Here is a 21,978-nt window from a genome sequence, read left to right as displayed (position 1 = left end):
CGTTTTCATCAATCAGGCAGTATCCACATCCCCACGCCGACACGCCATAACCACTTAGCATGACAATTGCATTACACTTTTATGACATTCATCCCGCTGCGGGGGCACAGACGATGAAAATACGCGCAACGGTCATTTGCGAACACGAGGGGCATATCCTCTTTGTGCGCAAGGCCAGGTCAAAATGGGCCTTGCCGGGCGGCAAGGTGGAACGGGACGAGCGCCCGGTCGGTGCGGCCGAACGGGAGCTGGAAGAAGAAACCGGATTGAACGTGGACGGGCTGCTGTACTTGCAGGAGCTGAAGGCCCACGACACCGTGCACCATGTATTTGAAGCCTCGGTGGTGAATATCGCGGATGCGCGGCCGCTGAACGAGATCGTCGACTGCCAGTGGCACGCCTATGGCGCCGTGGACCAACTGGACACCACCGACGCCACGCGGCACATCGTCAAAGCCTTTCTCCGGCGTCTGTAATACAGCGCCCAACCTGTTATCCAGCCCCCTTCGTTAGACCAGGCCATTTGCTCTCTGCCGTTCGACAAAGGATCTGTCGACCGCGGCAGCCGCTGTGTGTGTCAAAGGCACCCACATGGCCTGGTGAAGGGCGGCAGGCGGAGGTATCAGTGGCGAGGGCGCTTCCCCTCACCGCTGGGGGCAAGACTCAAAAACTGATCTGGGACGGGCCATTTCCTGCTGCCGATTCTTCTCCCGGGCGTTTCACCCGCGTTTGCTCTGCCATGTCCTCCGGCTGTGCGCCGCCGAAATCGGTGATTGCATCCAAAGAGTTAGGTTGAGCAGCAGCCTGCGCGGGACGTACGTTAGAGCTTTCGATCATCGTTCTTTACCTTGTTGCTCTACCCAACGGAATGTCAGGTTTCTCTGAGCTCTACCTTCGTGGCACTTTGAGATTTCCAGTTCCATCAGCCTGCTCACGACCGAGGTTCTTTGCCTGCCAACTTTGCTTGGGCCTTTGCCTGCCCGCGCCTGTACAAGGCCTCCACCAGCTGCTGCCGTTCATCCTGGGGCAAGGTATTGGCGAACTGCGCTAGGGTACCGTCCACCAACGCCCGCAGCGCCATATCGGCCTCCCGTGCCTTGGCCAGTTCCGCTACCAACGCCTCACGATCCAGGCTCGGCGCTTCCAATTGCTTGATCACCCCCAGCCGCGCCTCACGCCCGGCCATGATCAGCGGCTGGCTGTCGTCGCGATTGCGGCGCAGCAGTTGGCGCAGTTCCCTGCGCCGCTCCGGCGGCAACTTGACCATCGCCTGGCGCAGGCCATGCTGGTTGACCACCGCTTCGGCGGGCCGGGCGTTGGCCATCCAATGGTAGAGACCGCCGCCCACCCCACCGATCAAAAATACGTTGAGCAGGATCGAGGCAAACAACCACGGCTTCAGGGATCTGGTGGTCATTGTTCGGTTTCCTCGGCATTGACGCTGAAGACGACTTCCGCGTCGCCCTGATCAAAGACACTGGGCAGCACGTCGGAGGACAACATCGGCAGCGGCACGCTCATGGACGCCACCAGCATCCCGGTGACGATGCCGGCAATGCCCGCACCGACAAGGCCGGCGGGCGATAACCAGTTGGCATAGCGTGACCAGAATGAGCGTGGGGCGGATTGGCGTATCTGCCGAACCAACGCCGGGTCGGGGAACGCCAGGTGATGGCTGTCCAACTGGCTGTCAAGCCAACGCGCCTGCTGCAAGGCTACACGGGCATGGACGTTGCCGTTGTCGAGCAGCGCCTGGGCCGTTGCCCGTTCTGCCGCGGGCCAGCGACGCAGGTCCGCCCCATAGACGTCGGCCAGGTACACAAAGCGTTCGGGTGTCATGATTTTCCCCTTCCTGGGCGGGCAAGCCCGGGTGTATCGGCAAGTTGGCTGCGCAACTGGCGTCGGGCCCGCGACAGCAGGCTCTCCAGTGCCTCGACGCTGATATTCATCAGGGCCGCGGCGTCGATGTTCGACAGCTCCTGGTAGTACTGCAACACGATGGCTTCGCGCTGGCGTTCGGGCAAGGCCGCCAACGCGGCGGCCATGCGTGTACTGCGGTCCTGGGTCTCCAGTTGCTCTTCAGGCAATGGCGAGCTGTCTGCCACCTCCACCGCCGCCTCATCGCTCAGCGGGCGCTCCTTGCGCCGCCGCAAGCGGTCGTGGCACAGGTTCAGCGCGACCCGGTGCAGCCAGGTGTCGAAACGCGCCTCGCCACTGCGCCAGTGGGCGGCCTGGCGCCAGATGCGCAGGAAGCTTTCCTGGGCCACGTCCTTGGCCTCGTCGGCGTCCCCCAGGATCCGACTGGCGAGCGCCAGCAAACGCGGGAGCTTGCGCGTCACCATTTCATTGACGGCGGCAGGTTCGTTATTGCCGATACGCGCCAGCAGCTCAACGTCCGGATCAGTGTCTTTCAATCGGGCAGTTCTCAGGGCCAAGGGTCAGGGTTCAGCGGATCCAATGCCCTTCGCGCCAGTACCAGTTGGGGCCATGGGCTTCCCAATGACCAGGCTCCCAGCGCGCATGACGCATCACTGGCTGCCAGTGGCCCGGTACCCAGCCATAACCGCGCCCTTCCCAACGCCAGTGGCCACGGTCCCAGGCATAGCCGGGGCGCTCGGCCGGGATCATTTCCACACGTTGCGGCGGCGGTGCCTGCTGGATAATGATCTCGGTCTGGGCAAACGTCGGGGTGCTGACAAACGCGGCGAGGGCCAGCGGAACAAGCACGGTTAAACGCAATGTGGCCAGGGCTCTCATGGCAACTCCTCCATGCAACCCGCGAAAGTGCAGGTTGCTGATGGGTTGAACGGCGCGTGCACAAAAATCCGTCGCGGGCTGCGCAGATTTTTTCAGCAGGGTGCGAGACCAGTATTGCTCAGGGGTTGGCGGGGCTTGATGAAATGTCTGAAAGGATTGCGACGGATTTTCGCCGGTCGCCGCGTTGAAGGATTAACCCCGGCCAAACCAAGAGGAAACACCATGTACCGTCGACTTACCCTGCTGGTTGCCGCTGCGCTGATCGTCAGTCTCAGCGGCTGCGTGATCGTGCCGGAACACCGTCATTGCTGCTGGCGTTACTACGGCGCAGTGGACGCGCCCAGCCATGCTGTCATCGGCTAGCTGGCCGCCGCCATGCCCGTCACACGACCTCTCGTCTGCTGCCTCGGCAAGCGCTTGACTCCCACCGTCGATCACACGACGCTCTGGGCACTTAGCCATCATTCGAGCCGTCCACCATGAGCATCGCCCCTCCGAGCCAGCCCGACAGCGACGTATACCGCACGCTGCTGGAGTCGACCAAGGCCATCCCCTGGCGTATCGACTGGCAGACCATGACCTTCAGCTATATCGGCCCGCAGATCGAAGCGCTGCTGGGCTGGACCCCGCAAAGCTGGGTCAGCGTCGATGACTGGGTCTCGCGCATGCACCCGGACGACCGCGAATACGTGGTGAATTTCTGCGTGTCGCAATCCCGTGCAGGGGTGGACCATGAGGCGGATTACCGGGCGCTGACGGTGAACGGCGACTACGTGTGGATTCGCGACGTGGTGCATGTGGTGCGCAAGGACGGCGAAGTCGAGGCGCTGATTGGTTTTATGTTCGACATCAGTGAACGCAAGAAGACCGAAGAACATCTGGTGCGCCTGCAAAAGCAACTCGAGGAATATTCCTATCAGGACGGCCTCACCGGCATCGCCAACCGGCGCATGTTCGACACCGTGCTGGAGCGCGAATGGGCCAGCGCCCTGCGCAGCCAGTTGCCACTGTCGTTGATCATCCTGGATATCGATTTCTTCAAGCAGTACAACGACCACTACGGCCATATCAAGGGTGACGAATGCCTGCGCGAGGTCGCGCGTACCCTGTCACTCGCCGCCAACCGGCCCCGGGACTTCATTGCACGTATCGGCGGTGAAGAGTTTGTGTGGTTGCTGCCGGAAACCGATGCAGCCTCGGCCAAACAGGTGGCACAGCGCTGCCTGCACCTGATCTGCCAGCAACAGATCGAACATGGCTTTTCAGCGGTATCCAACCTGTTGACCCTGAGCCTCGGCGTGGGTACGCGCATCGTCAAACCCGACAGCCCGATGCTGGGTTTTGTCGAAGATGTCGACAAGTTGCTCTACCAGGCCAAACGCAACGGGCGAATGCGCGCAGAGTTTGCAGACGGGGAAGTTTGATGCCGGGTCAAATCGCAGGCAAAAAAAATCCCAAGTAGCTGATGGAAACTTGGGATTTAAAAATGCATAAACCGTGGGAGGTGAACGCCCGGCTATAGTAACCAGTGTAAAAAGCTGTAACAAGAAAATTTTATATCCTTTCGTCGGATTAGAAGCGGTGTAAGTCCTTCAATAACCACATGTTTTTTAAGGTAACGAAGTATATAAGTGCCACTTTTTGGTGCAACTACCGCCGTTATTCCCACTTATAAAAAAGGGTTATAAGTTACGGCGGCGTGACACTCTTCGATCCGCCCTCGCTCAATTGCTTGCAGGTATCGCGAAGTTCGAGGCCACCGGATGTGGCCACACTGGCGACCCGCTCAACCTGTCGACAAAGTGCCAAACGCTCGGCCGCTTCTTCGCGCTGGCGATCCGCCTTGGCGTTGAGTTGCACGAAATAGCCCCCCAGCACTACCGCAACGCACAGCACGCCGACCGCGAGGGAGCGCAAGCTGGTGGACGATGGGCGGGCTGCCGGGCTCATCGGCTTACCCTGCCCTGCTCTTCTGGTAGCGAACGTCGTCCCCCTCCACCCGCTCCACCACCGACCAGCCCAAGTGCCGGTAGAAACCGTTGGCGCGGATTTCGTCGCGGCCGTCGGTGATCAGGAACAGCCTGTCATGGTGTTCAAACAGCGCCGCTTCGGCGACCGCCATCAGTTGACGGCCCAACCCGAGGTTCTCGTGACTCGGCAACACGAACATCGCAAATACCTCACCTTCAGCCAGGTCGACCATGGCGAAAGCGACTGGCTGGCCATCCACTTCGGCAATCCATACGCAGGGCGCTTCACGCATGCTATCGGCCAGCAGCTGCGGCGTGATGCCCAGTTCAGCCATCTGCTCAATACTCAAATGGTTTTGGACCACCGACGTGCGGATCTCGAACAGCGTATCGACATCGTCCTGCGTCGCCGCGCGAATTAGCGTTTGCATACCGGCCCCCCCTTAGTGAAGGACGCAATTGTATGCAAATTGAAACACAGTGAATGTCGTGGATTTGTAAGCGACGGCCTACCAGAACCCTGAGCCTGCACTCGCCGGCGTACGCACCTGCGGGGTACGGTCCAGCAGCCTCAATAGCGGCAGGCACGCCGCCTGGATCAGCAACATCCGGATCACCTGCATCGCGGTCACCAGCGTCACCGCCAGGCCCAGGGCCTCGGCGGTCAGGCTCATTTCCGGCGCGCTGCCGGGCATCATGCCCAAGGCCAGCGACAGCCACGGCATGCCCAGCCAGGCGCCAAGTCCCCACGCGGCGAGGGCCGTGGCAATTACCGAACCCGCCAACAACAGCAACACCTTCGACAGAAAACCCGGCGCCCGCAGGAAAAAACCACGGTCAACCGCAACGCCGAGCGCGCAGCCGATCAACAGCTGGCCGGTGCCACTGAGCCAGCCTGGCATGCTCATCGACAGGTTGTTGCAGCCCACTCCCACCGCGCAGATCAGGAACGGCCCGAACGTCCATGGGTTGGGCAGTTTGCAGCGCTGGAAGCCCAGGGCTGCCAGCCCGCTCATCGCCAGGATGAACACCAGCCAGGGCCAGATCACCGGCAACGGCACACGAACAGCCACGTGCGGCATTCCAAAGGTGGCGACGGCGGGCACCGCCAGCAGGATCAGCAGTAACCGAATGCTATGGGCCGCCGCGATAAACGATGTGTCCGCCTGACGTTGGCGCCCCAGGTGCACCATCTCAGTGGAATTGGCCGGCATCAACGCGAAGAACGCCGTACCGAATGAAACGCCCCAGCGGTGCAGGATCAATACCGAACACACGGCCAGCACCAGCGTCAGCATCACTGCCGTTACGATCAGGCCAAGATGGGTCGCCACTTGCTGCATCACCGGCAGGGTGAAATGACAGCCGATGGCCACCGCCACGATCAGTTGCCCGATCTTGCGCCCGTGGGGCACTTCCGGCACCCGCGCGCCGGCGCATCGGCTCAGCATCACGGCGACCAGCGAGCCAATCACCCAGGGCAACGGCCACCCCGCCCAACTGGCAACGCTGCCGCCCAAGGCGCCGATGATGAGGGTCAGGAGCCAATACTGGCGAAGGTTGCGCATTGTGATGAACCCGGCATGGAGAAGAATGCCGACAGGTTATAGACTTGACATCATCACAGAAAATATCCATTTGTTAAGCAAATCATCAACTTTTGTTATGCGAGCCCGTATGAACCTGAAAGCCCTGGAGTACTGCGTCGAAATCGCCCGCCAAGGCAGCTTCACCAAGGCCGCGCAGGCGCTGCATGTGGCGCAACCGGCATTGAGCATGGCAGTCAGTCGGTTGGAAGAGGAACTGGGTGTCGCCCTGTTCAACCGTGCTACGCGGCAAATCAGCGTGACTGCCGAAGGCCAATTGTTCCTGGCGCGCGCCGAAGCCTGCCTGGAAGGTTTGGCTGGTGCCCGCCGCGAGCTGCAGGACCTGACTCAACTGCACAGCGGCGAGATCCGCATCGGTGTGCCGCCTATGTACGGCATCCGCCATATTCCCGAACTGTTGATGCAATTTCGCGCGCGTTATCCCGGCATTGCCATGCATGTGGTGGAAGGCAGTGCCGATGACATCAGCGAACGCCTGGCCACACGGCAGATTGATGTGGCGCTGCTGGAGTCGCGACGGGTTGACCCGGACTGGGAGTCGGTGCTGCTCGGCAGTGATGAGATGGTGTTGTGCATGCACGAAAGGCATCCGTTGGCAGGGGCACCTTCGATCACGGCGGCGCAATTGCAGGACGAGCCCATGCTGGTCTTCGACAACACCTTCCTGCAACGCCACCTGCTGGATGCCTTTTGCAGCGATGCCCGCGTGCGTTTCAATATTGCCCTGGAAAGTAATTTCGTTCCGCTGGTGATTGCCGCCACCCGCAGCGGCATGGGGGTTTCCACCCTGCTGCGGTCAGTTCAAGAGCAGGAGGTCGGGCTCACGGGTGTGTCTTTCGAGCCTGCACAATTCATGCACTTCAACCTGTGCTGGCGCGCCAGTGAGTATTTGTCCCAGGCCAATCGGCGGTTTATTGAAACGGCAAAGGTGTATTTCCAGGAGGATGCCAGCTCGCCGCTGACACGCTAAGCGGGCTGGCCACTCATTTGCGTGCCACTTTGTAGCGCACGCAATCCTGATAGAAACTCTGGCGAATCGCTTCGGGCTTGAGCCGTGAACGACTGTCATACGTCTGTTCGGTGATGCCCATGGCCATCATGCGCATCCAGGACTTATTGAACTTGATGGTCTGGATCTTCTGCCGCGCGGCGTACAACGACACCCCCGACAGCTTGAGTTCCTGGGCCCTGGCAGCCGTGCCGGCGCCCCAACTGCACATGTACTTGTCACCCTCGCGCAGCTCCCGTGCCTGCACGGCAGCCGCGCCGCCGGCCAGGGAGCAGGCGATCAGCATGATTCCAACAGTGCGCATTTGCTTCCTCACCTAACCACCTGAAAATAAAAGCGATTCTGGCGAGGATTTTGTTACAAAGGGGCCACTAAATTGCCTTATCGGTGAAACCGAATGACAACTGATGGCCCTGTGATGAGCCCGCTTGTTGTGGCGAGCGAGCTTGCTCGCGCTGGGGCGCGAAGCGGCCCCCCACCAATACACCTATGGGTATCAGGTAGAACGCGGTGCCTGGTTTTGGGGCTGCTTCGCAGCCCAGCGCGAGCAAGCTCGCTCACTACACAGGCCCAGGTACTTACCACTGGTAGGTGGCACTCGCCTGCACCGTACGCTGCGAGCCATACCAGCACCATGAGTACGAGTAGCACGACGCGACGTACTCTTTGTTCGCCAGGTTGGTAGCGTTCAGCGCCAGCCGCAGGTTGTCCTTGAGATTGACGATGTTCTGGATGTCGTAGTGCACCGCCGCATCGAACAAGGTGTAGCCCGGTACTTTCAGCGTGTTAGCCGTGTCGCCCCAAGATGAGCCGACATAACGCGCACCGGCACCGGCCCCGAAGCCCTTGAGGTTGCCATCGTGGAAGGTGTAGTCCGCCCACGCCGACGCGGTGTGACGCGGCACCGCATAAGTGGTGGTGCCTTCGGCATTGATGGCTGGGCCTACGCCGATGTCGCTGATGGGCGCATAGCGCACGGTGTTGTTGGACTTGCTGATGCGGTTATCCAGGTAGGCATAGGCCGCCGTGATGTCCAGGTTGTCGTTGAGGCTGGCCTTGCCTTCGAGCTCAAAACCACGGGATTGCACTTCGCCGTCCTGGCTCTGGCAGCGACCGCTGCCGCACAAGTGGGTGGGGTCCGGGTCGGTGGTGAGGACGTTGGTCTGGCGCAGGTCGAAGATCGCCGCGGTGATAAAGCTGTTGCTGCCCGGCGGCTGGTACTTGATGCCGATTTCATACTGCTTGCCTTCGGTCGGCTTGAACACCGAACCGCCGTAACCGGTGCCCGACTGCGGATTGAACGACTCCGCATAGCTGGCATACGGCGCCAGGCCGTTATCGAAGAGATAGACCAGGCCAATACGCCCGGTAAAGGCCTTGCTGTCCAGGGAGGACTGGCTCTTGGCCCCGGTGCGCAGGGTCTTGGTGGTGCTGTCGGTGCTGGCCCAGTCATAACGACCGCCCAGCAACAGCACCCATTTGTCCCACTTCATCTGCTCTTGCAGGTAGACCCCGGTCTGTTCGCTGCGCGACGTACCATCGGTGGTGTACGCCGGTACCGGCACGGCCGCGCCATAGACCGGGTTGAAAATATCCAGTGTCGGCCCGGCGGTATACGTCCCTGAGCCCAACAGGGTGTCGGTGCTGGTGTTCTGGTAGTCGAGCCCCATCAGCAGGGTGTGTTGCAGTGGGCCCGTGTCGAATTTGGCCTGCACCTGGTTATCGAGGGTGTAGGCATCCATGTCGACGTCACTGGCAATGGTGGAACGTCGGATGGTGCGGTAATCCGCCAGCAGGTAGTTGCTGTAGAGGCTGCGATAGCGTCCTTCGCTGCGCAGGTAACGCGCGTTCTGGCGCACCGTCCACACATCGTTGACGTGATGCTCGAAGGCCCAGCCGATGGAGTAGTACTCGCGATCGCTTTTCTCGAAGTTCTTTTCGCCGTCGTAGAAGTCCACGTCGATGCTGCGCCCGGTCGGGCTGTGCAATACCGAGCCCCAGGCCGGCACCGAACCGTAGGACGCGCCCTTGGGGTCCTTCTGGAAATGCCCGAGCAAGGTCAGCGAGGTGTCTTCGTCCGGCCGCCAGGTGAACGCGCTGGACAACGATTGGCGACGGGTTTCGGTGTGATCGACCTGGCCATCGGCATCGTCGAACAGCCCCGCGACGCGGTAGGAATACACGCCTTGATCGTCAATCGGCCCGCTCAAATCGAAGGTGGTGCGCTTTTTGTTAAAGGTGCCGTATTCGACGCCCACTTCATGGAACGGCGTATCCAGCGGGCGCTTGCTGACCATATTGATCACCCCGCTCGGCGTGCCCTGCCCGTACAGCACCGACGCCGGGCCGCGCAGCACTTCGACGCGCTCCAGGTCGAAGGCATCCTTTTGCGGCAAGGCATCACGGCTCGACGGCATGCGCAGGCCGTCCAGGTAAGTGGCCGGGGCAAACCCACGGATGGTCAATTGGTCGAGACGCGACGCCGTGGCGCCGCGGGTTTCCGGGATGACCGCGGCGCTGTAGCGCAGGATCTGGTTGAGGCTCTCGGCGTTCTGTGCGCGCATCTGGTCTTTGGTGACGATGGAGATCGACTGCGGGGTCTCGATCAGCGCGGTATCGGTCTTGGTGCCCGACAAACTGCGCGTAGCCACATAACCGGACACCGGCCCGGTAGGGCTTTCGGCCTGGTAGGCGCCGCTGATGGTGGTGGCCTGCAGCTGCATGGTGCCGCCGTTATCCGGGATGGCTTCCAGGCGGTAGCGGTCGGCCGAGAGCTTCAGCGCCTGCAGGCCGCTGCCGGCGAGCAACTGGGTCAGCGCCTCGTCGGTGGCATACTGCCCGCTCAAGCCATTGCTGCGTTTGCCGCGTGTCAGGCTCGCATCAAACGCCAATACCAGGCCCGCCTGCTCGGCCAGGCTATTGAGCGCCTGGCTCAAGTCACCGGCCGGAATCTGGAAGCCGCGTACAGCGCTGCGGCTTTCTTCGGCGAAGGCGGATTGGACGTTCAGCAACGGCACGGCGGCGAAAGCCAACGCCACTGACAAGGCCAGTGGGTGCAAGGGGCGAGCAAGGCGCGACATGGGAAATCCTGGGTAATAGAGGTTCTATTAACCATGACGGCCAGGTCGGCAAATCGGGCAAGAATGAGAGCAGTTTTTATTTGGGCGGCGTAGATCGGTGTGTTGTGTCTCCCTCATTAACCCCACGCCACCACCAACAATCCCACCCCCAACGCCAGGCACAACGGCGAATAGAACCACGTATCCCACCGCGCAAACCGTGACCCGCCGACCTTCTTGAAAAAACCCACCAACTCCGAATCCCCAATCGCCCTGGCAAACATCAGCAGGGCGATCGCGCTGATTCCCCATTGCAGCGCCGCATGGGAGACCGCCGAAAAGTACAGCCCGGCCCGCAGGCACACCAGCAGCGCAATGCCGACCAAGCCCATCGCCACCAGAAAGGTACCCAGCGCCGAGGGCTTGAATGCAGGGCGAGGCCCGCTGGCGAATTCGCCGGGCAGTTGGGGGATGGCGGCGAGGCTGCCGAGTTTGCCGCCGGCAGCCCAGTACAAGTGCACCATGCTGATGCAGGTAAAAACGCCGACGATCCATCGTGCGATGACAAAGCTCATGGCGGGTTCTCCCTGAAAGGTGCGAAACAGGATAGTCGCCCTGGGATTTTTTGCAGGCATTTCGTCGGCGGCTGATGGTAAAGTGCCGCCCCATGAAAATCGCCCGTGCCGACCGCTCGCTCATTGCCTGGATGCTCTATTGCTGCGTCCTGTTCAATGTATTCGCCTGCAGTATCGGTCACGGGCAGATGGTGGGGATGCAGCTCAATGGCATCGGCGGGCAGTTCTGTACCGTCGACCCGCGTACCCAGGCGCCCAAGCCGTCCAACTCCACCGATGAGAGCCTGCCGACGCTGTCCAAGGCGTTTGGTTGCCCGCTGTGCTCCACCGGCGGCATGGGCCCGGCGCTCAGTTCCAACCTGAATGTGGCGGTGGTGCCACAACCCCATGCACCGCCGCCGGCCGTCGTGCTGGCCGCTGATATCCCTGCCCGCTTCACCTGGCCCACGGCTAACCCGCGCGCGCCCCCCGCCTTCGCCTGATCCCTTTGCTTTCCAATCTGCACTGACCACCGGTTCCACACGGAATGACGGACGGTCGTGCGTTGTTTTCAAGCCAAGTTTTTCAGGATTCAACCATGAAACATCTACCCCTGTTGGCGGGCCTGTTCGGCTGCCTGCCTGCCTGCGCCTGGGCCATCGAACTGGCTCCGACCACCATTGATGGCGAATCAACTGCCGAACCCGGCCTCACCCTGGATCAATCCAGCGGCGTGGCGTCGCGTCTGGGACTGAGCGTGCGGGAAACCCCAGCGTCGGTTGCCATTGCCAACCGCAATGACATCGAGCGCCATGGTGCCAAGACGTTCCGCGATGCCGCCAACACCCTGCCCGGCGTCAACGCCAGTGCGCCGCCGGGTTTTGGCGGGTTTGTCTCTTACCGTGGGTTTACCAGCAGCCAGATCACCCAGATGTTCAACGGTATCAATGTCGCCACCGGCCTGGCCCGCCCCGTGGATGCCTGGATCTATGACCGCGTGGAACTGGTGGGCGGCCCCTCCTCCCTGATCAACGGCGCCGGCTCCGTAGGCGGCTCGCTCAACTATGTGACGAAGCTGGCCACCCGTGAAGAGCAGGCCGCCGAAGGTCAGCTCACCTATGGCAGCTACGACACCACCGGCATGGCATTCGGCGTCAATCACGCGCTGACCGAGCCCGGCGCCGAGGTGCAGCATTACGCGCGCCTGGATGTGAGCCGCAACACCAACCACAGCTACATCGACCGCGACCAGCGTGAGGCCTGGAGCCTGGCGTTTTCCCTGCTCAGCGACCTCACTCCCGACCTGTCCCATACCCTGGCCCTGGAATACCAGGATGAACAGGAAGACAGCCCTTACTGGGGCACGCCGGTGCTCAACCCCAAGGCCGGCGAGCTGAAGATCGACAAACACAACCGTTTCAATAACTACAACGTCGCCGACGGCCGTTACGAGCAGCGCACGATCTGGGCGCGCTCGATCATCGACTACCGGGTCAACGACAGCACGACGCTGAAAAATACGCTCTACCACCTCGATAGCCAGCGTGATTACCGCAACCTCGAAACCTACCAATACAACGCCGACAACAGTGCGGTAAACCGCTCGACCGCCTACCAGGTGCGTCACCAGGGCGAACAGCACGGCAACCAGTTCGAGCTGCGCCATGACGACCGCCTCTTCGGCCTGTCGACCACCTGGTCCGGTGGTTTTGAGTACAAGGTCAACAGCACAACCAACACGCCGCTGAATGTGCCGGGTAACAGCACGGTGGACCCGAACGGCTTCGCCCCCGGGTACTTCTACGACATCCCGCGTACCCGGGAGAACTTTGGCAAGGACAAGACCAATGAGGTCACCACCAAGGCGTTGTTCGTGGAGAACCGCCTGGGCCTTACCGATAAACTCTCGCTGCTGAGCGGCCTGCGTTACGACGCCATCGACCTGGATGTGACCAACCACCGCGGGGTCACGGCCACCAACCCACGGCACTTCAAGCGCCGTTGGGAACCGGTGACCGGTCGCGTCGGCCTGACTTACCAGTTCATCCCATCGGCCAATGTCTACGTGCAATACAGCACCGCCGCCGAGCAACCGAGTACGACCACCCAGGTGTTCGATGTGTCGACCGGCAAACAATGGGAGGTGGGCAGCAAGTTCGACTACCTGGACGGCCGTGGCTCGGCCACCGTTGCTGTCTATAAGATCGAACGCAAGGACTTTGCCGTAACCGACCCGCAGGACCCGACCACGAGCATCCCGGTCGGCGCGCAGTCATCGAAGGGCATCGAGCTGGCCAGTTCATTGCGCATCACGCCCAGGCTGCTGGCGGAAGGCAACATCGCCTGGGTGGATGCCGAATACGATGAGTTCAACGAGAAAATCGCCAGTGGCGCGGTGGTCTCGCGCAAGGGCAATACACCGACCAACGTGCCCAGGCGCATCGGCAACCTGTGGTTGACCTATGACTTTACCGAGGACTGGCAAGGCGGTGTGGATGCACGCTATGTCGCCGAGGTGTATGCGGACAATGCCAACACCCAGACAGTGCCGGCCTACACGCTGTTCGGGACGTTCCTGCGCTACCAGGTGGATTCACACACCTCGGTGACCGGCCGGGTGCGCAACCTGACCAATGAGGTGTATGCCGAGTTTGCCCATGTGTCGCCAGCGTATTACCTGGGAGCGCCACGGACATTCGAGCTGGCGGTGCAAACCAGATTCTGAAGCGACAGTGCAAACAACATGTGGGAGGGGTGTAGCCCCCTCCCACATTATTTTTGATCTCCGCTCGGCAATAAGCGCCGTGTTTACTTCAAGCTGGCTTCGACCTTCTGCGCCACATCCTCGGTCAACCACGCCTTCCACACCTCAGGATGCTCCTTGAGGAACGCCTGGGCCACCTCCCGGGGCGCGGTGTGGTTCTCGCTCATGGTCGCCAGGGCTTTATTCAGCGGCTCGATCGGAAACTCGACCTTCTGGAAAAACCCGGCAATCTGCGGATGTTCCTTCTGGAACGGCGTGGACACGCCAATACTCAGCTTGGACGCCAGCGACCGCGTAGGCTTCGGATCGGGGTTATCCGCATCCGTCAGGGTCTTCCAGGCCTCGGCATCGAACGGTGGCTCCTCCAGCTGGATCAGCTTGTAGCGCCCCATCAACGGCGTCGGTGACCAGTAGTAGAACAACACCGGTTTGCCGCGACGGATGGACGAGGCAATTTCGGCATCCAGTGCAGCTCCCGAACCGCTGCGGAAGTTCACGTAGCTGTCATCCAGGCCATAGGCCTTGAGCTTCTGTTTATTGACCACTTCCGAGGTCCAGCCGATGGGGCTGTTGAGGAAGCGCCCCTTGCCGGGAGACTCCGGGTCCTTGAACACGTCCTTGTAGCGCGCAAGGTCCTTCACGCTCTTGAGGTCCGGCGCCAGGGGCTTGATACCTTTGGCCGGGTCGCCCTTGACCACATACTCCGGCACCCACCACCCCTCGGTGGCCCCCTTGACCGTATCGCCCAGGCCCACCACCTTGCCTTCGGCCTCGGCCTTGACCCACACCGGGCTGCGGCCGGCCCACTCTTCACCGATGACCTGGATGTCGTTCTTGGCCAGGGCGGTTTCCAGGGTGATGGTGGTACCGGGCAAGGTGTCGGTGGGCAAGTCGTAGCCCTTCTCGACGATGACCCGCAGTATTTCGGTGATCAGGCTGCCGCTTTCCCAGTTCAGGTCGGCAAAGTGCACCGGCGCTGGCGCGGCCGAAACTGGCAGTGAAGCCACCGATAGACCCAGGGTCGTCAGCGATGCAGCCAACAGCGTTCTCAATCCTTTCATGCCCATGCACCTCGCGATGTCGCAGCAAACAACGAACGGCTTTGCTGTCTATGCGCGAAGCCTCTGAATAGTTAAGTCAACTCAACTGTAGTAGAGGTTCCGGGAGATAGGAGATGTTCGCAGTATTTACCGATTATTCACTGGCCTTGAACGTCACCAGCTCACCCTTGCGCCATTTGGCGGCCTTGCCGGTCACGGCCTTGAGGGTCTTGGTCAGGCCTTCCTGCAGTTGTTCATGGGCCGCAAACACCAGCATCACACTGTGGCCTTCCTTGAAGACGATGCCCTGGCCCTCGGGCGAGGACACAAAGGCATAGTCGCCCAAGCCATACACCGTCAACTTGATGTCGCGGAACTTGAGTTCGAACTTTCCACCTTCGCGACTGGGCAATACCGCAGCACGGAAATGGTCGCCCACCTTGAGCTCCAGACGGGGTTTGTCATCCACAACCATTGCCGCTTCGGTATCGATTTCGGCGATGTAGATGCCTTCCGGCGTCTGCTCAGTGATGTAAACAAAACGGGATTGAAACTGCTTGACCAACTTTGCGCGCAAATCGCCCAGCACGAACAACGCGTGCATATCCAGATTACTGACTGCCAAGGAAACGCCCCCACATCGAAAAGAGCACTGTCCGCCGGAGCGGGCAGCACAAAGAAACGGCCATCTCGGCACGATCACACAACACATTCATGGAAAACTGAAGAAGACCCCGTTGCTGCGCCCAAAGCCCCGGACAGGCATGCACGATGGGCCTTGCGCAGGGACATCAGGCATCGCAGGAGATCACAGGTTCAATAACCAGAGAATACCGGTCGACCCGCTTCAGAGAATAACACTATTAAAAACGCAGTTTCCGACAGCTCATACAAACAAAAACACCTCGGCGTGGAACCAGACGCCGACTGCCGACGACAATACTAAAACAGCAACACGGGTCAAAACCACCTGTAACGCCGCTGGTGGGTCAACAAGATCGATCGACAGGAGCTGACCATGCAACGACGTCAATACGACGCTATGTCTTCCCGCACTCGTTCATCATGTCAGGACGAACAGCAATACTACTGCTTACGCAGTCCCAACGGGTACCCCGATTCCGTTCTTTACCAAGTTGTACCCGCCGGAAGAAACTTCTTCCATATCCGCGAAGTCACCAGTGGCAGGATCAAAGGCTTTCGCAGCGACCACATCGAGGCCTGTGAACTGGCCAAGCGGCTGGAGGCCTCACTGCACGGCGGAATCGTTTCGTCACCCGGATGACTTTACTGCGCCGCCGCCCTTCAACAACTGCCATACTGGCCTGTCCATTGGAATTTGCTCCCTCACGGGCCAGGTTTCATCAGTGCTGTTGGTTACCTCGAAGGGAAGGCGATACGTGACGGAATTTGATATTGGCGAATTTTTCATCCATGGCGACGCAAGGGAAGTAGACGGTGAGTTTCAAGCAGTGATCGTGATGCGCGCCAAGCCGCCGTTGACCACCGTCACCACGCACCAGGTCGAAAAAGACCGTTGGTTCAAGACCCTCGACACTGCCGCCAGCGCCGGAAAAGAATCCGCCCAGGCACTCAAGGCTGCAGTGGATTCAGGGGCACTGACCTCCTGACAATCCGATCGAACTCTACCGCGCCACAAGCCTCCCATGCATAACGATCCCGAAACCCGCACGGAGACTGACATGGACGCGCCAATACCGACACTCGAAACCTTATTTGAACAACTGGGCCTGGACTCAACCCCCGAAGCTATCGACGCCTTTATTGTCGCGCACCCGTTGAGTGACGACGTCAAGTTGATCGACGCGCCGTTCTGGACGCCGCAACAGGCACAGTTCCTCAAGGAAGAACTGCGTGAAGACGCCGATTGGGCCATGGCGGTGGATGAGCTGAACCAGCGCCTGCATCAATCGCAGTAACCCACTCAATGCCGGCTGCCTGAGCGCAATAGCGCTTGCCAGGCAGCTGGTATTTCCCCGCCTCACAGACAACAACAATCCCTAGCGCGCAGCCTTCGCCCCCTCCGGCTTATACCCCAGGCGCAAGCCACCCCAATGCCGCCCCCGGACCATGATCGGCACCGACAAGTCGTGCATCAACTCACCGGTATCGCGGGTGTAGGTCTGCAATAACACCGCTTGCTGGTGGCTGCCGCAGCGGATGCCGGTGCGGTCTTCGAACTTGCGCTTGGTGCGGTTCTGCACCGCGTCGATCTGGGCATCGCCGGTCAGCGCCTGGGAAAATGCCTTGTTGTGCGTTGGCACATAGCCCTGGGGCGTGCAGGCAATGGCAAACACCAAGCCTTCATGGCGTGGCAGCAGTGCTTCCTGGATGGCCGGCAGCACCTGGTCGGTGTAGCCATCGAACCGGCTGTGGTACTTGCTCGGGCTGGTGTTGGGGATCAAGGTGTAGCTGCGGTCGAACAAGTCATCCAGGCTGATGCGGTTCTGCTGTACATCGGCTTCGAATTGCGCGGCAATCCGGCTCGCGCCTTCGCGCGCCAGGTCGTAGATGCGTTGGTGATAGTCATCCAGCCCGACTTCCGCCAGGCGCTCACTGATCGTTTCGGCCTGCCCTTCCATCTGCACAGCGGCATCGGCCAACTGGCGGGTCTGCTGGTCGCTCACGATAAGATCGCTGCGCATTTGCTCCACGGCATGGAACAGGCTGTCGAGTTGGGCGCGGTTGGTGTCGGTGCCCTGGGCGATTTCATTGACCTGGCCTTCCACACCCGCCGCCAGGCCGGCAATGTTCTCCAGGTGCTCGCCGGCGTGCTCCACCTGCTCGACACCGGTGTGCAAGTCTGCCGAGAGCTGGCGAATCTGCTCAACCACCTGGGCAGTGCGTTGCTGGATATCCGCCACCATCACCCCGACTTCATCGGTGGCCGTGGCCGTGCGGCCCGCCAGCCCACGCACTTCATCCGCCACCACGGCGAACCCGCGACCGTGCTCACCGGCCCGCGCCGCCTCAATCGCGGCGTTGAGCGCCAACAGGTTGGTCTGGCTGGCGATGGACTGAATCACCAGGGTCACCCGCTGGATTTCTTCACTGCGTTGGCTCAGGGCTTCAATCAACTCCCGACTGGCATTGGCGCGCTGGCTGAGCTGGTGCATACGAATGATCGACTGGGCCAGCACTTCACGGCCTTCAGTGCTGCGCTGATGGGCCTGGCTGGCCGCCTGAAGGGCCTCGCGACTGAGTTGAGAGGTGACCTTTTCAGTGCTGATCATCACTTCGGCACTGCTGACGATCTGCTTGGCCGCGCCCAATTGCGATTGCACTCGAGCCGCCAGTTGCTTGACTGAATAGGCGACGCCGGCAGCGGACAGTGCGTTGTGGCTGGTGGTATAGGACAGATCGCGGGTCAGCTCGCCAATGGCATCGGCAGTGACGGGCGGTGCCGTGCGGGAGGTGCGGTTCATAAGGCCTGGCAGCCAGATCACCAGCAAGGCAATGGGCAGGCAGAGGTATATCGGCAGGCTGGCAAACGCCAGGCCCAGCAGTACCAGCACCAGGGCGGCGCTCTGCAGGAGCGGCATCAACCAGCCGGGCAACCCGCGCACCACCGGTTGCGGTGGCACTGCTGCGCCCATCAGAGATCCGTCTCCAGCCATCGTCGTTACCCCACTGTTTGTCATTTTTGTCCCTGCATTAAACGCCACTATCCAGCCATTATCCATGGGCCTTTAGTGGGGTAGCCTGCAGCAGATCAATAGACGGGGCGTAACGGGTCTTTCTCCGGGGAACCGCCCAGGCGATTCCCCAGCTTCAGCGCATCAGGCTTGGCGCTGGTGCTTGTCGATCTGCTCGTGGCGCTCTTGCGCTTCGATGCAGTACTTGGTGGTCGGGCTGATCAGCAGGCGCTTGAGGCCGATAGGCTCGCCGCTGTCATCGCACCAGCCGAAGGAATCTTCCTTGATGCGTTCCAGTGCACGCTCAAGCTGCGGCAGCATGCGCTGGTCGCGGTCGATGGCATTGACCAGCCAGGTGCGCTCTTCTTCAACGGAAGCGGCGTCGGCAGGGTCGGCCGGGGTGTCCAGGCTTTCAATGGCGATGCGGTTCTGTTCAATGCGCTCGTGGTGTTCCACCTTCATGTCCTGCAGCAACTTCTCGAAAAAAGCGTGCTGTTCGGCATTCATGTAGTCATCCGCCGGCATGGCCAGCAACTTTTCCTTTGTCATTGATTTCTCTATAAAAAATACGTGCATTAAGGCGAATAAGGGAGCGTTCCGGTCGACCTCTGCAGGTCTCGGAAAGGCGCCATCCATTCCAAGCGCCACCCGGCACTCAATTTACGAGGGGCGGCAGTCTAAGGCCGACTTGAGGGCACAGCAACTGAAATGACAGGCATTTTTACCGATATAACCCCCAAAGGCACCAGGACGGGCTTGGCGAATGGTCATCGGAGTGCGTTTATAGCAGGAAAGTTCGTAGAGCAGCTATAAGCCGCAGGCTGCAAGCGACAAGCTGTAGAGCTCATCGGACTTGCAGCTTGCAGCTTGAAGCTCAGCGCTTGAGCTTGCGCTTGTTGCGGTACTGGTCGATCACCACCGCCACCACGATGATCAGGCCCTTGATGATGTCCTGGATATACGCATCCACCCCGACAAAGGTAAACCCGCTGGCCATCACTCCGAGGATCAGCGCGCCGATCACGGTGCCGGTGATACGCCCTACCCCGCCAGCCAGGCTGGTGCCGCCGATTACCGCGGCGGCAATCGCATCCAGCTCATAGGACATGCCCATGCCGGCCTGGCCGGTGGCGGCGCGTGCCGAAGCCACCACGCCGGCCAGACCGGCGAGCAACCCGGCAATGCTGTAGACGATGATCAAGTGGCGCTTGACGTTGATCCCCGACGTCCGCGCCGCCTGCATATTGCCGCCGATGGCGTAGGTGTACTTGCCGTACTTGGTGTAGCGCAGGGCGATATGGAAGATCACCGCCACCACCAGGAAAATGATCACCGGCATCGCGCCATGACCGATGGCCGTGTAGGAGTCCGAGAGCATGCTCACCGGCTGGCCTTCGGTGTAGTAACGCGCCAGGCCACGGGCCGAGACCATCATGCCCAGGGTCGCGATAAACGGCGGAATACCCGTGACGGCGATGATGCTGCCGTTGATCGCCCCCGCCAGCAGCCCCACACCCAACCCCATCGCCACCGGAATCCACACCGGCAAGTCCGTCAGCGAAGGGAACACCGCCCGGGAAAAGTCGGAAGTTTGCGCCAAACTGGCGGCAATCATCGCCGACAGCGCCAGCACCGACCCCGAAGACAGGTCGATACCCGTGGTGATGATCACCTGGGTCACCCCGATCGCCAGCAAGCCGATGATGGACACTTGCAGGATCATCAGCACCAGGCGCTGGGAGTTCATCAGGAAGCTCTGGTCCCGCACGATCCAGCCAAACAGCTCAAACACCAGGCCGATGCCGATCAGCACCAGGAAGATGCTCAGCTCGGTGGGCAAGCGCCGACGGTGCTTGACCGGGGCCGTGGCAGGCTTGTTGTCTGTTATTGCGTTCATAGCCAATCACCTTCTTATTCTATGGCGCGGGCCAACCGCAGGCCCGCGCGGCTGTTCGTCAGTGGACTGCGGTCATACCGGAAGCCAGCTGCATGACTTTTTCCTGGGTCGCATCCGCACGGTCCAGGGTGCCCATCAGTTCGCCTTCGTGCATCACCATCACCCGGTCGCTCATGCCCAGCACTTCAGGCAGCTCGGAGGAAATCATGATCACCGCCATGCCTTCGCTGGCGAGGAAGGAGATCAAGCGATAGATCTCGGCCTTGGCGCCTACGTCGATGCCCCGGGTCGGTTCATCGAGGATCAGCAAGCGTGGGTTGGTCATCAACCAGCGCGCCAGCAGGGCTTTCTGCTGGTTGCCGCCGGACAAGGTGTCGATGCACTGCTCCAGGGATGGCGTCTTCACCCGCAGTTTCTTGCACATGTCCTCGCACAGGGCGCGCAGGGCTTTCTGCTGGATAAAACCGTTGCCCGAATAGTGCGGCAGCACGGCCATTTCCATGTTTTCCAGCACCGACAGGCAGGGGAACAGGCCACTGAGCTTGCGGTCCTCGGTCAACAGCGCAAAGCCTTTTTCGATGGCCATGTGCGGGTCACTGATGCGCACCGCCTCGCCATCCAGGGTGATCTGCCCACCGCTGCTGGGGGTGATGCCGAAAATGGTTTCCGCCACATTGGTGCGCCCCGAGCCCATCAGCCCGGCGATGCCGAGGATCTCACCGGCATGCAGGTCGAACGACACGCCCTGGAACACCCCGTCCAGGCGCAGGTCGCGCACCGACAGCAGCAGTTCGCCGATGGGCGTCTCGCGCACCGGGAACAACTGGCTCAGCTCGCGACCCACCATCATCGAGATCAGGCTGTCGCTGTTCATGCTGTCGGCGCGTTGCAGGCCGATGTACTGGCCGTCGCGGAACACCGCCACTTCATCGGCAATGGCGAACACTTCGTTCATTTTGTGCGTGATGTAGACAATGCCTTTGCCCTGGGCCTTGAGGTCGGCAATGATCGAAAACAGGTGGGCCACTTCCTTCTCGGTAATGGCCGATGTCGGTTCATCCATGATCAGGATGTCGGAGTCGTAGGACACAGCCTTGGCAATTTCGACCATCTGCCGCTCGGCGATGCTCAGGTTACCCACGTGTTCCTCGGGGTCCAGGTTGATGCGCAGGCGCGCCAGCAACTCGGCGGTGCAGCGGTGCATTTCGCGGTGGTTGACCATGTGCAGGCTGTTGAGCTGCTCGCGGCCGATCCAGATATTCTCGGCGATGCTCATGTGCGGCATCAGGTTGAGCTCCTGGTGGATCATCGCAATCCCGGCCTTCTGCGCCGCCAGCGGCGTGTCAAACACGATGGGCTTGCCGCGCAGGCGGATTTCACCGGCGTCGGGCTGGTAGATGCCGGCGATGATTTTCATCAAGGTCGACTTGCCCGCACCGTTCTCGCCCATCAGCGCCAGCACCGTACCGGGGCGTACACGCAGTTGTACGTCGGCCAGGGCCACGACGCCGGGAAAGCCTTTGCTGATGTTGACGATTTCCAACAGGTAGGGTTCGTCCAGCGGCAACGGCTGGATACCGGGAGGCTGCGAGACAGCGGCTTGAGCGAGCATAAGACGGTACTCCATCAGCAGGGCGGGCACGACCGCCCTGCCGGTTCATTGTT

Annotated in this window: 26 protein-coding genes; 9 read left to right on the top strand and 17 right to left on the bottom strand. The window is 60.9% G+C overall.

All coding sequences use genetic code 11. The annotated features are described in order from the left end of the window. Nucleotides 1-113 precede the first annotated feature (113 nt). Nucleotides 114-476: an NUDIX hydrolase gene (locus BLW22_RS11625; RefSeq protein WP_065927927.1), complete on the top strand. Its 363-nt coding sequence runs from the start codon at nucleotides 114-116 to the stop codon at nucleotides 474-476. A 187-nt stretch (nucleotides 477-663) separates the two neighbouring features. Here the strand turns inward: BLW22_RS11625 and BLW22_RS34850 are convergent, their stop codons facing one another. From BLW22_RS34850 to BLW22_RS11605, 5 genes are all read right to left on the bottom strand, one after another. After that, nucleotides 664-837: a hypothetical protein gene (locus tag BLW22_RS34850; protein WP_159440245.1), complete on the bottom strand. Its 174-nt coding sequence runs from the start codon at nucleotides 835-837 to the stop codon at nucleotides 664-666. 94 nt (nucleotides 838-931) lie between these two features. Beyond that, complete coding sequence (locus tag BLW22_RS11620) at nucleotides 932-1,417, bottom strand: periplasmic heavy metal sensor (protein ID WP_065927928.1); 486 nt, start codon at nucleotides 1,415-1,417, stop codon at nucleotides 932-934. Beyond that, on the bottom strand, nucleotides 1,414-1,839 hold the full coding sequence (locus BLW22_RS11615) for a hypothetical protein (RefSeq protein WP_065947733.1): 426 nt from the start codon (nucleotides 1,837-1,839) through the stop codon (nucleotides 1,414-1,416). The genes BLW22_RS11620 and BLW22_RS11615 overlap by 4 nt, the downstream gene beginning before the upstream one ends. Next, on the bottom strand, nucleotides 1,836-2,414 hold the full coding sequence (locus BLW22_RS11610; RefSeq protein WP_074846379.1) for an RNA polymerase sigma factor: 579 nt from the start codon (nucleotides 2,412-2,414) through the stop codon (nucleotides 1,836-1,838). Before BLW22_RS11610 ends, BLW22_RS11615 begins: the two co-directional genes overlap by 4 nt. A gap of 31 nt (nucleotides 2,415-2,445) precedes the next feature. Beyond that, nucleotides 2,446-2,757 carry a YXWGXW repeat-containing protein gene (locus BLW22_RS11605; protein ID WP_065927931.1) on the bottom strand — a complete coding sequence of 104 codons (312 nt, stop codon included), beginning with the start codon at nucleotides 2,755-2,757 and terminating at the stop codon, nucleotides 2,446-2,448. Nucleotides 2,758-2,979: 222 nt separating this feature from the next. On the opposite strand from BLW22_RS11605, the gene BLW22_RS34975 reads away from it, so the two are divergent. Together BLW22_RS34975 and BLW22_RS11600 are read left to right on the top strand one after the other, a co-directional pair. After that, a complete protein-coding gene (locus tag BLW22_RS34975) occupies nucleotides 2,980-3,120 on the top strand; it encodes a hypothetical protein (protein WP_162844259.1) in 141 nt (46 codons plus the stop codon). Between the two features lie 116 nt (nucleotides 3,121-3,236). Continuing rightward, the gene (locus tag BLW22_RS11600) at nucleotides 3,237-4,181 is read left to right on the top strand and encodes a GGDEF domain-containing protein (RefSeq protein ID WP_065927932.1); all 945 of its coding nucleotides are present in this window, start codon (nucleotides 3,237-3,239) and stop codon (nucleotides 4,179-4,181) included. Nucleotides 4,182-4,446: 265 nt separating this feature from the next. Here BLW22_RS11600 and BLW22_RS11595 read toward each other — a convergent pair whose 3' ends face one another. From BLW22_RS11595 to BLW22_RS11585, 3 genes are all read right to left on the bottom strand, one after another. Then, nucleotides 4,447-4,707, bottom strand: a complete 261-nt coding sequence (locus BLW22_RS11595; RefSeq protein WP_065927933.1) for a hypothetical protein — start codon at nucleotides 4,705-4,707, stop codon at nucleotides 4,447-4,449. A gap of 4 nt (nucleotides 4,708-4,711) precedes the next feature. Then, a complete protein-coding gene (locus tag BLW22_RS11590) occupies nucleotides 4,712-5,158 on the bottom strand; it encodes a GNAT family N-acetyltransferase (protein ID WP_065927934.1) in 447 nt (148 codons plus the stop codon). 78 nt (nucleotides 5,159-5,236) lie between these two features. Continuing rightward, a complete protein-coding gene (locus BLW22_RS11585; protein ID WP_074846376.1) occupies nucleotides 5,237-6,295 on the bottom strand; it encodes an AbrB family transcriptional regulator in 1,059 nt (352 codons plus the stop codon). A gap of 109 nt (nucleotides 6,296-6,404) precedes the next feature. Here BLW22_RS11585 and BLW22_RS11580 point away from each other — a divergent pair, with 109 nt between their 5' ends. Further along, the gene (locus BLW22_RS11580; RefSeq protein WP_065927936.1) at nucleotides 6,405-7,304 is read left to right on the top strand and encodes a LysR family transcriptional regulator; all 900 of its coding nucleotides are present in this window, start codon (nucleotides 6,405-6,407) and stop codon (nucleotides 7,302-7,304) included. A gap of 13 nt (nucleotides 7,305-7,317) precedes the next feature. Here the strand turns inward: BLW22_RS11580 and BLW22_RS11575 are convergent, their stop codons facing one another. From BLW22_RS11575 to BLW22_RS11565, 3 genes are all read right to left on the bottom strand, one after another. Further along, on the bottom strand, nucleotides 7,318-7,647 hold the full coding sequence (locus BLW22_RS11575) for a hypothetical protein (protein ID WP_026136677.1): 330 nt from the start codon (nucleotides 7,645-7,647) through the stop codon (nucleotides 7,318-7,320). 274 nt (nucleotides 7,648-7,921) lie between these two features. Beyond that, nucleotides 7,922-10,423 (bottom strand): TonB-dependent siderophore receptor, encoded by a 2,502-nt coding sequence (locus BLW22_RS11570; protein ID WP_065947729.1) that lies wholly within the window; start codon nucleotides 10,421-10,423, stop codon nucleotides 7,922-7,924. A 116-nt stretch (nucleotides 10,424-10,539) separates the two neighbouring features. Continuing rightward, entirely contained in the window at nucleotides 10,540-10,977 is a 438-nt protein-coding gene (locus tag BLW22_RS11565; protein ID WP_065927938.1) for a DUF3995 domain-containing protein, read from the bottom strand. A 92-nt stretch (nucleotides 10,978-11,069) separates the two neighbouring features. Here BLW22_RS11565 and BLW22_RS11560 point away from each other — a divergent pair, with 92 nt between their 5' ends. Both BLW22_RS11560 and BLW22_RS11555 read left to right on the top strand, forming a co-directional pair. Next, a complete protein-coding gene (locus BLW22_RS11560; protein ID WP_074846374.1) occupies nucleotides 11,070-11,459 on the top strand; it encodes a DUF2946 domain-containing protein in 390 nt (129 codons plus the stop codon). A 95-nt stretch (nucleotides 11,460-11,554) separates the two neighbouring features. After that, nucleotides 11,555-13,681, top strand: coding sequence for a TonB-dependent receptor (locus BLW22_RS11555; RefSeq protein WP_074846371.1), 2,127 nt, complete (start codon nucleotides 11,555-11,557; stop codon nucleotides 13,679-13,681). Nucleotides 13,682-13,764: 83 nt separating this feature from the next. On the opposite strand, the gene BLW22_RS11550 is transcribed toward BLW22_RS11555, so the two are convergent. Then, the gene (locus BLW22_RS11550) at nucleotides 13,765-14,781 is read right to left on the bottom strand and encodes an ABC transporter substrate-binding protein (protein ID WP_065927978.1); all 1,017 of its coding nucleotides are present in this window, start codon (nucleotides 14,779-14,781) and stop codon (nucleotides 13,765-13,767) included. A 133-nt stretch (nucleotides 14,782-14,914) separates the two neighbouring features. Beyond that, the gene (locus BLW22_RS11545; RefSeq protein WP_051429370.1) at nucleotides 14,915-15,364 is read right to left on the bottom strand and encodes a hypothetical protein; all 450 of its coding nucleotides are present in this window, start codon (nucleotides 15,362-15,364) and stop codon (nucleotides 14,915-14,917) included. Nucleotides 15,365-15,778: 414 nt separating this feature from the next. Between BLW22_RS11545 and BLW22_RS11540 the strand changes: the two genes are divergently transcribed. From BLW22_RS11540 to BLW22_RS11530, 3 genes are all read left to right on the top strand, one after another. Next, nucleotides 15,779-16,045, top strand: a complete 267-nt coding sequence (locus BLW22_RS11540; protein WP_074846368.1) for a hypothetical protein — start codon at nucleotides 15,779-15,781, stop codon at nucleotides 16,043-16,045. 115 nt (nucleotides 16,046-16,160) lie between these two features. Continuing rightward, on the top strand, nucleotides 16,161-16,391 hold the full coding sequence (locus BLW22_RS11535; RefSeq protein WP_065927941.1) for a hypothetical protein: 231 nt from the start codon (nucleotides 16,161-16,163) through the stop codon (nucleotides 16,389-16,391). Between the two features lie 72 nt (nucleotides 16,392-16,463). Beyond that, entirely contained in the window at nucleotides 16,464-16,700 is a 237-nt protein-coding gene (locus tag BLW22_RS11530; RefSeq protein WP_065927942.1) for a DUF2789 domain-containing protein, read from the top strand. An 81-nt stretch (nucleotides 16,701-16,781) separates the two neighbouring features. Here BLW22_RS11530 and BLW22_RS11525 read toward each other — a convergent pair whose 3' ends face one another. The 4 genes from BLW22_RS11525 to BLW22_RS11510 form a co-directional block, all read right to left on the bottom strand. Continuing rightward, nucleotides 16,782-18,014, bottom strand: coding sequence for a methyl-accepting chemotaxis protein (locus BLW22_RS11525; protein WP_413038076.1), 1,233 nt, complete (start codon nucleotides 18,012-18,014; stop codon nucleotides 16,782-16,784). 546 nt (nucleotides 18,015-18,560) lie between these two features. Next, on the bottom strand, nucleotides 18,561-18,965 hold the full coding sequence (locus BLW22_RS11520) for a TraR/DksA family transcriptional regulator (RefSeq protein ID WP_003191666.1): 405 nt from the start codon (nucleotides 18,963-18,965) through the stop codon (nucleotides 18,561-18,563). Nucleotides 18,966-19,290: 325 nt separating this feature from the next. Next, entirely contained in the window at nucleotides 19,291-20,313 is a 1,023-nt protein-coding gene (locus BLW22_RS11515; protein WP_024076018.1) for an ABC transporter permease, read from the bottom strand. 58 nt (nucleotides 20,314-20,371) lie between these two features. Next, on the bottom strand, nucleotides 20,372-21,925 hold the full coding sequence (locus tag BLW22_RS11510) for a sugar ABC transporter ATP-binding protein (RefSeq protein WP_065927944.1): 1,554 nt from the start codon (nucleotides 21,923-21,925) through the stop codon (nucleotides 20,372-20,374). Between the last annotated feature and the right edge of the window lie 53 nt (nucleotides 21,926-21,978).

Origin of the sequence: Pseudomonas marginalis (assembly GCF_900105325.1) — a bacterium.
In the GTDB taxonomy this organism is placed as follows: Bacteria; Pseudomonadota; Gammaproteobacteria; order Pseudomonadales; family Pseudomonadaceae; genus Aquipseudomonas; species Aquipseudomonas marginalis.
The sequence above is the reverse complement of the archived record's forward strand: the minus strand, read 5'-3'. Positions and strand labels throughout refer to the sequence as shown.

Excerpts from the sequence above, each read along its gene's own strand:
- BLW22_RS11625 (WP_065927927.1), top strand. The coding sequence starts at position 114 with ATGAAAATACGCGCAACGGTCATTTGCGAACACGAGGGGCATATCCTC.
- BLW22_RS34850 (WP_159440245.1), bottom strand. The coding sequence starts at position 837 with ATGATCGAAAGCTCTAACGTACGTCCCGCGCAGGCTGCTGCTCAACCT.
- BLW22_RS11620 (WP_065927928.1), bottom strand. The coding sequence starts at position 1,417 with ATGACCACCAGATCCCTGAAGCCGTGGTTGTTTGCCTCGATCCTGCTC.
- BLW22_RS11615 (WP_065947733.1), bottom strand. The coding sequence starts at position 1,839 with ATGACACCCGAACGCTTTGTGTACCTGGCCGACGTCTATGGGGCGGAC.
- BLW22_RS11605 (WP_065927931.1), bottom strand. The coding sequence starts at position 2,757 with ATGAGAGCCCTGGCCACATTGCGTTTAACCGTGCTTGTTCCGCTGGCC.
- BLW22_RS34975 (WP_162844259.1), top strand. The coding sequence starts at position 2,980 with ATGTACCGTCGACTTACCCTGCTGGTTGCCGCTGCGCTGATCGTCAGT.
- BLW22_RS11600 (WP_065927932.1), top strand. The coding sequence starts at position 3,237 with ATGAGCATCGCCCCTCCGAGCCAGCCCGACAGCGACGTATACCGCACG.
- BLW22_RS11595 (WP_065927933.1), bottom strand. The coding sequence starts at position 4,707 with ATGAGCCCGGCAGCCCGCCCATCGTCCACCAGCTTGCGCTCCCTCGCG.
- BLW22_RS11590 (WP_065927934.1), bottom strand. The coding sequence starts at position 5,158 with ATGCAAACGCTAATTCGCGCGGCGACGCAGGACGATGTCGATACGCTG.
- BLW22_RS11585 (WP_074846376.1), bottom strand. The coding sequence starts at position 6,295 with ATGCGCAACCTTCGCCAGTATTGGCTCCTGACCCTCATCATCGGCGCC.
- BLW22_RS11580 (WP_065927936.1), top strand. The coding sequence starts at position 6,405 with ATGAACCTGAAAGCCCTGGAGTACTGCGTCGAAATCGCCCGCCAAGGC.
- BLW22_RS11575 (WP_026136677.1), bottom strand. The coding sequence starts at position 7,647 with ATGCGCACTGTTGGAATCATGCTGATCGCCTGCTCCCTGGCCGGCGGC.
- BLW22_RS11570 (WP_065947729.1), bottom strand. The coding sequence starts at position 10,423 with ATGTCGCGCCTTGCTCGCCCCTTGCACCCACTGGCCTTGTCAGTGGCG.
- BLW22_RS11565 (WP_065927938.1), bottom strand. The coding sequence starts at position 10,977 with ATGAGCTTTGTCATCGCACGATGGATCGTCGGCGTTTTTACCTGCATC.
- BLW22_RS11560 (WP_074846374.1), top strand. The coding sequence starts at position 11,070 with ATGAAAATCGCCCGTGCCGACCGCTCGCTCATTGCCTGGATGCTCTAT.
- BLW22_RS11555 (WP_074846371.1), top strand. The coding sequence starts at position 11,555 with ATGAAACATCTACCCCTGTTGGCGGGCCTGTTCGGCTGCCTGCCTGCC.
- BLW22_RS11550 (WP_065927978.1), bottom strand. The coding sequence starts at position 14,781 with ATGAAAGGATTGAGAACGCTGTTGGCTGCATCGCTGACGACCCTGGGT.
- BLW22_RS11545 (WP_051429370.1), bottom strand. The coding sequence starts at position 15,364 with ATGCACGCGTTGTTCGTGCTGGGCGATTTGCGCGCAAAGTTGGTCAAG.
- BLW22_RS11540 (WP_074846368.1), top strand. The coding sequence starts at position 15,779 with ATGCAACGACGTCAATACGACGCTATGTCTTCCCGCACTCGTTCATCA.
- BLW22_RS11530 (WP_065927942.1), top strand. The coding sequence starts at position 16,464 with ATGGACGCGCCAATACCGACACTCGAAACCTTATTTGAACAACTGGGC.
- BLW22_RS11525 (WP_413038076.1), bottom strand. The coding sequence starts at position 18,014 with ATGATCAGCACTGAAAAGGTCACCTCTCAACTCAGTCGCGAGGCCCTT.
- BLW22_RS11520 (WP_003191666.1), bottom strand. The coding sequence starts at position 18,965 with ATGACAAAGGAAAAGTTGCTGGCCATGCCGGCGGATGACTACATGAAT.
- BLW22_RS11515 (WP_024076018.1), bottom strand. The coding sequence starts at position 20,313 with ATGAACGCAATAACAGACAACAAGCCTGCCACGGCCCCGGTCAAGCAC.
- BLW22_RS11510 (WP_065927944.1), bottom strand. The coding sequence starts at position 21,925 with ATGCTCGCTCAAGCCGCTGTCTCGCAGCCTCCCGGTATCCAGCCGTTG.